The sequence below is a fragment of the Terrabacter sp. P5_B1 genome, assembly GCF_056400505.1.
The window spans coordinates 1-12,430 of the sequence record NZ_JBFULD010000099.1; the positions used below are offsets into that span (position 1 = coordinate 1).

Consider the following 12,430-nt stretch of genomic DNA (forward strand, 5'->3'; position numbering starts at 1 on the left):
GTCCAGGTCCTGCACGTCCGCACGCCTGGCGATCGTCGCGGTCGCACGGCGACACGCTAGGACGGGCACCCGGGGCACGATCTCGTCGAGGAAGCCGAAGCGGCGCCGGAGCGAGCGGTGGTAGGCGTCGCCGCTCGTGTCGGACACGAGCGCGGTCCACCAGTCCGCGAGGTCGCCCCATCCGGGCGCCGCGAGCGAACCGCCGTACTGCTGGAGGGCCAGCCCGGCGCAGAGGCTCGCGAAGGTCATCCGCTGCTCGAGCGGCCACTCCGCGAGGGTGCCGACGAGCAGGGCGGCGCCGAATACGTCGCCCGCCCCGGTGGGGTCGACCTCCCGGACGCGCAGCGCCGGTACGCGCGCCTCCTCGCCGGTGCGGGCGTCGATGCCGAGAGCACCGGCCGCCCCGTCGGTGACGATGGCGACGGGCACCAGGTCGGCGAGGGCGTAGACGGCCTCGGCGGCGGAGCCGGTGCCGGTGTAGGCCATCGCCTCGACGGCATTCGGCATGAAGACGTCGCACCGATCGAGACGCTCGAGGACGTGCGGCGACCACTGCTCCTTGGGGTCCCAGCCGACGTCGGCGAAGACGAGCGCACCGTTGTCGCGGGCCCGGTCCACCCACGTCGGGCCGGCAGAGCCGAAGGCCTCGTCCTCGCCGAGGTCGACCATGACGGCGCGCGAGCGCGGTGGCGTGCCGATCAGCTCGCTGGCCGGGACGGGAGCCGGGTGGCCGTGGGAGACCATGCTGCGGTCGCGGTCGACCGACATCGAGACGGTGACCGGGCTGTGCCAGTCGGCGAAGCGGCGGCTCCGCGCGAGGTCGATGCCCTCCTGCTCCTCGAGGGTGCGCCAGCAGAAGTCGCCGTAGTCGTCGTCGCTGAACGCCGCCGCGAGGCCGGTGCGCAGCCCGAGCCGGCGGGTGGCGACGGCGAGGTTGGCGATGCCGCCCGGGCACGACGCGAGCCCGTCGGCCCACACCTCGGTGCCCGGCTTCGGGGCGTTCGGCAGACCGGCGAAGATCATGTCGAGGAAGACGGTGCCCCAGACGAACACGTCGAGCGATGGCTCGTCGGGGCGGCGCAGTGCCGCGAGCGGGTCGAAGGTGTGGTGAAGGGGCACGCCCCCATGATCGCGCATCGACGTCCGCGACTCGCCGTGTTCCCCCCGGGGCGCCGGACGGGGGGTTCGTGGGCACTCGAGGGTCGAGTGCTCAGTTCTCGACGGGGGTTSGTGGGCACTCGAGTGTCGAGTGCTCAGTTCTCGACGCCATCACCTTGGTACGGTCCGAGGGTGGTGCTGCCATGAAGCTGGTCATCCTCGGCGGGGGCGGGTTCCGCGTGCCGCTCGTCCACGGTGCGCTCCTGCGCGACACCGCCGACCGCCGGGTCACCGAGGTCGTCCTGCACGACACGGACCACACCCGGCTCGACGTCATGCGCATGGTCCTGTCCGCACAGGCCGCCGACCTGGCGAGCGGTCCGGTCGCGCCCCCCACGGTCACCGCGACGACCGACCTCGACACGGCGCTCGCCGGGGCCGACTTCGTCTTCTCGGCGATGCGCGTCGGCGGTCTCGAGGGACGCACCGCCGACGAGCGGATCGCGCTCGACCTCGGGCTGCTCGGCCAGGAGACGACCGGTCCCGGCGGTGTCGGCTACGGCCTGCGCACCGTCCCCGTCGCGCTCGACGTCGCCCGACGCATACGCCGTCTGGCCCCAAATGCGTGGGTCATCAACTTCACCAACCCGGCCGGCCTCGTCACCCAGGCGATGCAGTCGGTGCTCGGTGACCATGTGGTCGGCATCTGCGACTCGCCGCTGGGTCTCGCCAAGCGCGCTGCCGGTGCGCTCGGGCACGACCTCGACGACCTCGAGATCGACTACGCCGGGCTCAACCACCTCGGGTGGCTCACCGGTCTGCGGCTGGGCGGGCGCGACCTGCTGCCGGACCTGCTCGCCGACGAGACGGCGCTCGGGGAGATCGAGGAGGGCCACCTCTTCGGCACGGAGTGGCTCCGGACGCTCGGGGCCCTGCCCAACGAGTACCTCTACTACTACTACTTCACGCGCGACGCCATCGCCCAGATCAGGAGCGCCCCGCAGACCCGCGGCGAGTACCTCGTCGCCCAGCAGGCCGACTTCTACACGGCCGTGGCAGCCTCGCGCCACGACGCCTGGCGGCGGTGGGACGCCGTGCGGCGCGAGCGCAACGCGACGTACATGCAGGAGACCCGCGAGAGCGACGACGGCGAGTCGCACGAGCGGGCCGAGGYGGACGTCGAGGGCGGCGGCTACGAGGGAGTGGCCCTCGCGCTCATGGCGGCGATCGCCCGGGACGAGCCGGCGCGCCTGATCCTCAACGTCCGTGGCGGGGGTGCCGTCGCCGGCCTGCCCGCCGACGCCGTCGTCGAGGTGCCGTGCCGCGTCGACGCCGCGGGGCCCGTCCCGCTGCCGGTGAGCGCCCTGCCCGGTCATGCGCTCGGCCTCACCCAGCAGGTCAAGGCCGTCGACGAGCTCGTCATCCGGGCCGCCGTCGAGCAGTCGAGGTCGCTCGCCGTGGAGGCGTTCGCGCTCCACCCGCTCGTCGACTCGGTGACGGTCGCGCGCGAGGTCATGAGCGCGTACGAGCGCCGACTGCCCGGCTTCTACTGCGCGCTGCGGTGACGCGGTAGGCGCGCGGGCGCGTAGGCGCCGGGAGGTCGGGTGCGGGAGAATCAAGCCATGCGCCTCGACCTCAACGCCGACGTCGGCGAGTCCTTCGGGGCGTGGACGCTCGGAGACGACGCGCCCGTGCTCGACGTCGTCACGAGCGCCAACGTCGCCTGCGGCTTCCACGCCGGGGACTCGGTGACGATGCGCGCCACGTGCCGGTATGCCGCCAAGCGGGGTGTCGTCGTCGGCGCGCACGTCGCCTACCGCGACCTCGCAGGCTTCGGCCGGCGGTTCATGGACGTCCCCCGGGACGAGCTCGCGGCCGACGTGATCTACCAGCTCGGGGCGCTGATGGCGATGGCGGGCGTCGAGGGCACCCGCGTGGCCTACGTCAAGCCGCACGGGGCGCTCTACAACGCCGTCGTCCACCACGAGGAGCAGGCCCGGGCGCTCGTCGACGCCGTCGTCGCGGTCGACACGTCGCTGCCGGTCGTCGGGCTGCCGGGCAGCCTCCTGCTCGAGCTCGCGACGGCCGCCGGGCTCCGGGCCGTGACCGAGGCCTTCGCCGACCGCGCCTACACCCCCGAGGGCCGGCTGGTCCCCCGCACCGAGGGCGGCGCCGTGCTGCACGACGCCGACGAGGTCGCAGCCCGGGTGGTGCGTCTCGCGCGCGACGGTGTCGTGACGGCGGTCGACGGCTCGCTGGTCGAGATCCGGGCCGACTCCGTGTGCATCCACGGCGACACCCCCGGGGCGGTCGCCATGGCTCGGGCGGTGCGGTCCGCCCTCGAGGCGGCCGGTGTCGAGATCCGTCCCTTCACGAGCTGAGCACCGGCCATGCATGCGCGGGTGCTGCCGATGGGCCCCGGGGCCCTGGTCGTCGAGGTCGCCGACACCGGCGCGGCCCTCGCCCTGCGAGCCCACCTGGACCCGTACGTCGAACAGTCCGAAGGCATCTGGTCGGCCGTCGACCACGTCGTGCTCGGCGCCCGTTCGCTGCTCGTCGTGCTGCGCCAGCCGACGCGGCGAGCCGAGGTCGGCCGGGCCTGCCGGGAGGCTGCCCTGCACGTCGACGTCACGGGCCCTCCGGAGAGCGAGGACGTCGTGGAGGTCGAGGTGCGCTACGACGGACCCGACCTCGAGGAGGTGGCGCGGCTCACCGGCCTGTCGCCGGACGAGGTGGTGCTGGCGCACACGAGCACGCCCTGGCGCGTGGGCTTCGGCGGTTTCGCGCCGGGCTTCGCCTACCTCGTCGGTGGTGACCCCCGGCTGGCGGTCCCCCGCCGGTCCGAGCCGCGTGCCTCCGTTCCGGCCGGATCCGTCGCTCTCGCAGGCGAGTTCAGCGGAATCTACCCGCACGCGTCGCCCGGAGGCTGGCAGCTGCTCGGCACCACGGACGCCGTGCTGTGGGACGTCGACCGCGACCCTCCGTCGCTGCTCGCTCCCGGGCGGTCGGTGCGCTTCGTCGCCGTCGACGCGTCGGCTCCGTCGAGTGGCCCCGTCGTCCCCGATGGCCCCGACGTCCCCGACGCCACAGCCGTCACGGGGCCGAGCACGGCCCGAGGTCCGAGCCGGCCGGCCGACAGGGTAGGTGTCCGTGGCCTCGAGGTCCTCGCCACCGGTCCGCTCACCCTCGTCCAGGACACCGGCCGTCCTGGCCTGGCCGGCATGGGAGTGGGGCGTTCCGGCGCGGCCGACCCCACGGCATACCTGCTCGGTCTGCGCCTCGTGGGGCACCTGCTCGACGTCGACCACCCACCCGTCGGCGCCGCGGCGCCGGCCTCGCTCGAGGTCACGCTCGGAGGCCTGTCGGTCCGTGCCCATGGGGACCTGCTCGTCGCGCTGACCGGCGCGCTGTGCCCGGCGGACATCGACGGCCGTGCCGTCCCCCACGCCGCGCCCGTGGTCCTCGCCGACGGTCAGGTGCTCACCCTCGGGACGCCTCGAGTGGGGCTGCGCACGTGGCTCGCGGTGCGCGGCGGCATCGCCGTCCCCCCGGTCCTCGGGTCGCGGTCGACGGACACCCTCTCGGGGCTCGGGCCGGCCGTCCCGGCCGTGGGTGACGTGCTCGCCGTGGGCCCGGCGCCACGGACGTTCCCGGTCGTCGAGGTGGCGCCCCAGCCGCCGGTGACCGACGGCGACGTCGTGCTCGACGTGGTCCCCGGACCACGCGCCGACTGGTGCGACCTGACCGACCTCGAGAGCGGCTCCTGGACCGTCTCGTCGCGGAGCAACCGGGTGGGAGTTCGGTTGGAGGGCAAGCAGATCCACCGCAAGAGCACGTATGCCGACCGCGAGCTCCCGAGTGAGGGCATGGTCGCCGGGGCGGTGCAGGTGCCACCCGGTGGCGAGCCTGTGGTCTTCCTCGCCGACCACCCCGTGACGGGCGGCTACCCCGTCGTCGCGGTGCTCACCCCGGCGTCGGTGTCGCGTGCCGCGCAGCTGCGGCCGGGTCAGGTCGTGCGACTCCGGTGGGTCCCTGGCTCCGGCGTCCGGGCCGTCCCGGAGCTCCACGAAGACACCTTCTGAGGGATGGTCGGCGCGGCCACCGGGGTCGGCCAAGAGGTCTGCCCCACCGCGGCCCGCCGGACGAGCGGGAAGATGATCGCCACGTCCGCCCCACCCCACGGCGACACCCCCAGCTGGACCCATCCACCGCGGCGGGTCGCGACGTCGCGCACGAGGGAGAGGCCGAGGCCGGTCTGCGACAGGTCGTCGCGCACGCCGTCGAGAATGTGCGCCACCGGCCGCTCGTGGTCCTGCCCGGCAGCCGTGCGCAGTGTGTCGGTGCTGAAGCCACGCCCGGAGTCGGCGACCCCGATGGCGATGGCGTCGCGCATCGGGCGGGCGTAGAGCATCACGGTGTCGTCGTCGCGCTCGGTGTAGCGCAGCGCGTTCTCGATGAGGGTGTCGAGACAGGCCCTGAGCCGCTCCGGCGAGCAATCGAGGGTCACCGCCGGCGACTCGACCTGCCAGTGTCGCGGGGCGACCGTCGACCACCGTCGGGCCGTCTGCTGGAGCACCGCGTGGATGTCGATCTCGGTGATCTCGAGGTCCAGCTCCACGCGCATGCTGCGCACGAGGCGCTCGCACACCCGGGTCAGCCGCGACAGCTCCTCGTCGACCACCTGCAGGTCCGCCAGGTCCTCGCCCGCCGGAGTCCGGTCCATGAGCAGCTCGACGTAGCCACGCGAGATCATGAGCGGCGACCGCATCTCGTGCGACGTGCGCTGGGTGAGCAGCTCGCGCATCGTCGAGTCCGCCCGCTCGCGCGCCGCGAGGTCCGTGAGGTCCGACAGCGCCTGCTGCCGGCGTCGCACGTGCCAGATCATCAGCACCATGAGCAGCAGCATGAGCGGGATCTCCGTCGTCTCCTGCCAGTCGAGCACGCCCGTGGTGACCCGGTTGACGAGGATCGCCCCGGTCACCCCGGTGAAGAGGCCCAGGCCGACCCAGGTGGAGCGCGAGCTCCACTGCTCGAGGCCGAAGCAGAGTGCGAAGGCGGCCCACCCGATGTGGTAGGGCACCGTCTCGCTGCCGGGCAGGGCGATCATCGCCGCCGAGCTGAGCGCTGCGACGACACCCCACAGCAGCACCATCCGGTGGCGCAGCATCAGGCGTCCTCGTAGAGGCCGTAGCCGACGCCGCGCAGCGTCTCGATCGGGATGTCCTGCCCGAGCTTGGCCCGGAGCCTCCCGACGCAGACCTCGACGACGTTGCTCCCCGGGTCGAAGTCGAGCTGCCAGACGTCGTGGAGCAGCTCCTCCCGGTGGCACACCTGTCCGGCGCGCCGCATGAGGTGCGCGAGCAGGCTGACCTCCCGCTCCGTGAGCGAGGCGCTGACCGAGCGGAACGTCGCGCGGCGCCGTCCGACGTCGAGGCGTATGCCGCCCACCTCCAGACAGCGGTCGTCGGGCATCGTGCGTGGCAGCCCGACGTTGCGTCGCACGCGAGCGAGCAGCTCGGTCAGACTGAACGGCTTGGACACGACGTCGACGGCGCCCCGGTCGAGGGCCTCGACGCGGGACGCCACGTCGGTGACCCCCGACAGCACGATGACGGGCGTCGTCTTCTTGCTCTCGTTCATCGCGTTCAGCACGGCCAGGCCCCCCAGACCGGGCATGACCAGGTCGAGGACGACCAGGTCGACGGCCTTGGACTCCAGCCGGTCGATGGCTGCACCCGCAGACGCCGCGGTCACCACCGTGTGACCTTGCGACGACAGCGACTTCGCCAGCAGTGTTCGGACTCTTTCCTCGTCGTCTACGACCATCACCGTAGCCATGAGAGACCCCCCTCCCCGATATGCGGATCAGTATGGGTCCGCGCCGACGTACGCGGGATGCAAAAGAGCCACAACTGGTGCGAGCCGCCTTCCCACACCCGGACGCACCACCGCATATCGGGCACCAAGATGACGGATTTATGACGGTGCGCTACCGAAGCGGTGACGCATCCCTGAGGCGACGGCCACCGGATCGGTGACAGTTGGCTGAGCCTGCGACCCGTCTCGTCCGTGCGCCGGGACGACGCCTGCGACGTTCGCGGGACAGCGGGCTCGCACCGAGCCCGCCGCATCACGTGGGGGTTGCCGTGGACGTGTCGAAGCTGCGCAGGCGTTCCGTTTCAGTCATCGCGAGCCTGAGCGCGCTCGCCATCGCCGGAGTGGCCCAGGTGGGTGGGCCGGTGGCCTCCGCCGCCGCGTCGAGCTCGGCGGCCAGCACGGTCACGGCTCCCGCGCCGGYCGCGGCCAAGCCGGCCGCACCAGTCGCGGCAGTGACCCCGACCGCGGGCCCGTGCCCGACGACGACCGCGGCCGACAAGGGCTGCATCTCCCTGGCGGTGACGAGCGCGCGCACGGTCGGACCTGCGACGGGTGTCCACAAGGGTGACGCCGTCACGGCATACCAGTGGCTGATCAACGAGGACAGCACCGGCGACCCGGGCACGGCGGCCGCGCCGCTCCTCGACCGCTGCCTGCCGTCGCGGGCACCGGGCGGGAGCACCAAGCCCGCCAACCCGGCGGCAGGTGACCCGACCGAGCCGTATGCCGACAGCTGCCCGTGGCCGTCCGTCCGCCCGACGTCCGGGTACTCGAAGATCGTCGCCCAAGGCGACCAGAACGACCTCGGCGCCAGCCACGTCCTGGGCGGCCTCGCCCCCGGGAAGTACCTCGTCTCCGTGACCGCGGACGGCTACAAGATCGACGGTGCGCACTTCGTCGTGAAGCCCGGGCTCCAGGGCGTCGTCAGCGTCGGGATGCAGCCCCTGCCGCTGCCGCTGGCGACCATCAAGATCCAGGTCTTCAACGACAACGTCCCGACCGACGGCACCTACGAGGCGGACGCGGAGCAGGGACTGGCCGGCTTCACCGGCAACCTCACCGACGTCCTCGGACTGGTGAGCACCGACTACTACGGCAACGCCCTGTGCACCGTCTACCAGCACGACAGAGGCGGACGCATGCTGTTCGGCGCCGACGGCAAGCCCGTTGTCGACACGAGGCGCTCGACCGGGACGTGCACGAGTGACCGCTCGGGCGTCATCACGATCCCCAACCTCGGCCCGAACCGCTACGGCGCCACCGTCTCCCCGCCGGCCGGCCAGTCGGGCTGGGTCCAGACGACGACCCTCGAGGGCGGCCACGACCACGACATCTGGGTGCAGGAGGGCGACACCGGCCTCGACACCGAGTTCATGAAGGGGGCCGAGCCCGTCCCTGCCACCCAGTTCGGCTTCGTCCGCGTCAAGGCGATGACCGTGCCGAAGAAGAATGCGCCGACCGGTGAGATCAAGGGCGTCGCCGTCGCCGGCCTGCCCTACATCGGCGGCCAGAACGGCCAGGTCGTCCCCGAGACCGGGTGGGCCGGGGCGAAGTCCGCTGGGCCGATCCCGTCGCCGTGGGTCGCGCTGTCGGACCTCACAGGTGGAGACGCGGCCATCTACGTCGGCCGTGGCGCGGCCAACGGCTCGTTCGACATCAAGAACGTCCCGGACGGCACCTACCAGCTGACCATCTGGGACGACAACCAGGACTACATCCTGTGGAGCTTCAACGTCGAGGTCTCCGGCGGTGACCTCGTCAACGTCGGCAACAAGATGCTCGTGGGCTGGTTCACCCACGTGCGCGGCACCGTCTTCGTCGACGACAACGGCAACGGCAAGCGAGACCCCGGCGAGGCTGCGGTGCCGCAGTTCGCGCTGACCGTCCGCGAGCGCGACAACACGCTCATGGACCAGTACACGAACACGGTGACCACGAACGACCAGGGCGTCTACGACATCCAGGAGGGCTACCCGCTCAGCAAGTGGCTCGTCCTCGAGGCGTTCAACACCCGCTACCGGACCACCGGAGTGACCTACCAGGCCGACAACGAGGACGCTCCCACGACGATCCTGGGTGGCCTCGTGGACATCAACTTCCTGCCCGTCATCGGCCTCTCCGGGCGGATCGACTGGGGCGTCGAGCCCTACGCCGCGAACGAGAACGGGGGCATCGCCGCGACGGTCTCCTACGACACGACCCGCAACGAGCTCGACCCCGCCGACGCGGTCAGCGAGGCGTACCAGCCCGGCATCCCGGACGTGAACGTCCACGTCTACGCGTCCGTCCCCTGTGCCGCGACGACGGCCGAGGACATCGCGAACTCCTGCCGGCAGGGCAAGGCCATCGTGCCGATGTCGGTGCCGAACCCGGCCTACGACGCGAGCACGACCCCCGGTGTGCCGCAGACGATCCCGAACCCCGACCCGGAGCGCGGAGCGCTCGTCAAGGGCCAGGAGCAGGACAAGTACACGAGCGAGGAGTGGGCAGCGCCGCGCGGCTGCACGGCCCGGCAGTGGGACGGCACCGAGCTGAGCGACCAGCTCGCCCTGCCCGAGTCCGGGGCGGCGGCCAACAACCTCTGCGTCGAGGCCCCGATGATGGGGGTGCAGGCCGGCGCGTCCGACAGCACGCCCGGGGCTGCCAGCCAGACGGTCAACGGCAACTACGGCTTCGGTGACCTGTCCGCCGGCGACTACATCGTGGCCGTCGAGGTGCCCAAGGACCCGGTCGACGGCAAGCCGATGTACCAGGTGACCCGCGAGGAGGACGTCAACGTCTTCGACGGCGACAGCTACCTCGCCCAGGAGAACTTCCCGCCGACGGCGACCGAGGCCGCCTCCGACGGTCCCGGCACGGGCAACGACCCGCTTCCGCCGACCCAGCCGCCGTCGCAGGGCGCCGGCATCATCTCCGCCTGCGCCGGCGCACTCCACACCGTCCGCGTCACCGACCCGGCCTTCATCGCCGGCGGCGGCAGCCCCTTCGAGGGTCAGGACCGGCCGCTGTGCGACGCGAAGCTCATCACCGTGCGGAGCGGCCAGACCGTGGCGCCGAACTTCAACCTCTTCACGGCCGTCCCGATCCCGACGCACTTCTGGGGCCTGACGATCAACGACCTCGGCCTGTCCCTGGACAAGCGGAGCGCCAACTTCGGCGAGGCCCAGGGCCTGCCCAACGTCCCCGTCGGTCTCTACGACTGGAGCGGGCGCCTCGTCGACACCACCCACACCGACTTCAACGGCATGTACGAGGCCCTCGAGCCGTCGACGAGCACCTACAACTGCCCGGTGCCGGCCGGTCCGTGCCCGAACATGTACCGCTTCACCGGTAACGACCCCGGCGGGCCGGGTGACCCGAACCCGGACTACAACCCGGCCTACCGCACCATCAGCACGAACTTCCAGGGCTGGCCCGGGCTCTACACCGTGACCGACACGGCGCCCACCCAGGCGGCGGCGACGGTGCTCGCGCCCGGGACCACCGCGTCGAACCCGGCACGCTGTGACCTCGGCACGACCGACCCGCAGCTGCTCGCGGTGGACCACCCGTACGTCCGCCCGACGGGCACGGGACGCACCGTCACCGTCACGGGGAAGGGCTTCGGGGCGACCCAGGGCACCGGCTCCGTCACGTTGACGAACGCCACCGGCCAAGCCGTCCCCGGCGTCACCGTCCCCAGCTGGTCCGACACGAGCATCTCGTTCACCGTTCCGGCTCTGACGACGGGCAAGACCACTTCGAGCACGAACGGCGCCCTCAAGGTGTCGATCACCAACGGCTCCAAGCGGTCGACGTTCAACGGAATCACGATCTGGAACCTCGGCACCGCGCCGGGCAACAACGCCTCGACGGCCGCCAACCCGAACGTGGTCGAGGTGGGCCCGGGCAAGCCGCACGCCACGGTCCAGGCCGCGCTCGAGGCGGCCAAGCCGACTTCGGGCAGCAAGTACTGGCTCGTCGTCGTCTGGCCGGGCGCCCCGACCGCGCTCAACCCCCGCGGGGAGTACAACGAGAACCTCCTCGTCCACCACCGCGTCGCCATCCAGGGCGTCGGCCCCGGCGGCTTCATTCCGCAGACGAACGGCTCGCAGAAGTGGGTTGCCGGCTCGATCATCGATGGCTCCGGCTTCAGCCCGGACCTGCCCGGTGGCACGGCCTGGCTCAACCTGCTCGGCTCGCTCACCTACAGCGGTGAGCTCGACGTGCCGGATGCCGCGACGATCACCGTGCTCGACGACCCGCGGGCACCCGTGTCCGACGCGGCATACCCCGTCACCATCGACGGACTGCAGGTCACCGGCGGAGCGCAGACCGACTTCCCCGGCAACGTCAACGTCCTCACGGGCGGCATCAAGACGCCGTACGGCGCCACCGGTGCCCTCGTGACCCAGGGCGGTGGCATCTACCTCCACAACAACAACCGCAGCACCCGGATCACTGACAACGTCGTCGTCGGCAACAGCGGCAGCTACGGCGGCGGCATCCGCGTCGGCACCCCCTACACGGGTGACAACCGCAACTACGACACGGTCATTGCCGACAACCAGGTGCTCAACAACGGTGGGACCAACCTCGCCGGCGGCATCGGGCTCTTCACCGGCAGCGACGGCTACAAGGTCCAGCACAACGCCATCTGCGGCAACTTCTCCGCGGAGTACGGCGGCGCCATGACGGCCTTCGGCTACCAGGCGAATCCGCTCGGCAGCGCCGGCGGGACCATCTCGGGCAACACCGTCTGGTTCAACAGCTCGTACGACGAGGGCGGCGCGATCATGCTCGCCGGCGAGCTGCCGGCAACGCCGACCGGGCTCAGCAACGGCACCGGGCCGGTGACCCTCGACGGCAACGTCATCGACGCCAACATCGCCAGCGACGACGGAGGCGGCATCCGCCTCCTCCAGGTGGCCGGCTCGCACGTCACGAAGAACGACCCGCAGTGGATCACGATCACGAACAACACCGTGACCAACAACGTCTCGGCGCACGAGGGTGGCGGCGTCGCCCTCGACGACGCACCGTTCGTCCGGTTCGTCAACAACACCGTCGCGGGCAACATGACGACGGCGACGGCGGTCACCTCCGACGGGAAGCCCGCGCCCGCGGGCCTGTCGACCGGGCCGAACAGCGACCAGCTCATGGCCCGGCTGAACAGCACCGGGTTCGCGGGGTTCAGCACCACGCGGACCATTGGACAGGCGACCTTCAGCAACCCGGTCCTGCTGGACAACGTCTTCAACGACAACCGCGCCGGAACCTACGTCGGCGGCTACGTCGAAGGCATCGGCGGCACCCTGCCGGACGGGACGACCAACACGACGGACGTGTGGGACATGGGGGTCGTGGGCGGCCCGGGTGCGCTGCACCCGGCCGGCTCGGTCATCCAGACCGCGATGGGCACCGACGGCGGTGAGCTGACCAAGGTCACCGACACACCCGGGTTCGTCGACCCGAC

The 12,430-nt window shown here is 71.8% G+C and carries 7 protein-coding genes; 4 read left to right on the forward strand and 3 right to left on the reverse strand.

Translation table 11 applies throughout. The features are described 5' to 3' along the window. Positions 1–1,119: carbohydrate kinase family protein (locus AC1DP0_RS09360; RefSeq protein WP_478083962.1), on the reverse strand; the 1,119-nt coding region annotated here is incomplete at its 3' end. A 182-nt stretch (positions 1,120–1,301) separates the two neighbouring features. Between AC1DP0_RS09360 and AC1DP0_RS09365 the strand changes: the two genes are divergently transcribed. Genes AC1DP0_RS09365 through AC1DP0_RS09375 form a run of 3 tightly spaced genes read left to right on the forward strand, consistent with a single transcriptional unit; the run spans position 1,302 to position 5,180 of the window. Next, entirely contained in the window at positions 1,302–2,663 is a 1,362-nt protein-coding gene (locus AC1DP0_RS09365; protein WP_478083965.1) for a 6-phospho-beta-glucosidase, read from the forward strand. A gap of 57 nt (positions 2,664–2,720) precedes the next feature. Further along, complete coding sequence (locus AC1DP0_RS09370) at positions 2,721–3,479, forward strand: LamB/YcsF family protein (protein WP_478083968.1); 759 nt, start codon at positions 2,721–2,723, stop codon at positions 3,477–3,479. Between the two features lie 9 nt (positions 3,480–3,488). After that, a complete protein-coding gene (locus AC1DP0_RS09375; protein ID WP_478083971.1) occupies positions 3,489–5,180 on the forward strand; it encodes a 5-oxoprolinase subunit B/C family protein in 1,692 nt (563 codons plus the stop codon). Here the strand turns inward: AC1DP0_RS09375 and AC1DP0_RS09380 are convergent. Beyond that, a complete protein-coding gene (locus tag AC1DP0_RS09380; protein ID WP_478083974.1) occupies positions 5,105–6,265 on the reverse strand; it encodes a sensor histidine kinase in 1,161 nt (386 codons plus the stop codon). The genes AC1DP0_RS09375 and AC1DP0_RS09380 overlap by 76 nt on opposite strands. Continuing rightward, the gene (locus AC1DP0_RS09385) at positions 6,265–6,936 is read right to left on the reverse strand and encodes a response regulator transcription factor (RefSeq protein WP_478083978.1); all 672 of its coding nucleotides are present in this window, start codon (positions 6,934–6,936) and stop codon (positions 6,265–6,267) included. The genes AC1DP0_RS09380 and AC1DP0_RS09385 overlap by 1 nt, the downstream gene beginning before the upstream one ends. Before the next feature lie 308 nt (positions 6,937–7,244). Between AC1DP0_RS09385 and AC1DP0_RS09390 the strand changes: the two genes are divergently transcribed. Next, positions 7,245–12,430 (forward strand): IPT/TIG domain-containing protein (locus AC1DP0_RS09390; protein ID WP_478083980.1); only part of this gene is annotated, 5,186 nt, incomplete at its 3' end.

Coding starts and splice junctions, on each gene's coding strand:
- AC1DP0_RS09370 (WP_478083968.1), top strand. CDS start 2,721: ATGCGCCTCGACCTCAACGCCGACGTCGGCGAGTCCTTCGGGGCGTGG.
- AC1DP0_RS09375 (WP_478083971.1), top strand. CDS start 3,489: ATGCATGCGCGGGTGCTGCCGATGGGCCCCGGGGCCCTGGTCGTCGAG.
- AC1DP0_RS09380 (WP_478083974.1), bottom strand. CDS start 6,265: ATGCTGCGCCACCGGATGGTGCTGCTGTGGGGTGTCGTCGCAGCGCTC.
- AC1DP0_RS09385 (WP_478083978.1), bottom strand. CDS start 6,936: ATGGCTACGGTGATGGTCGTAGACGACGAGGAAAGAGTCCGAACACTG.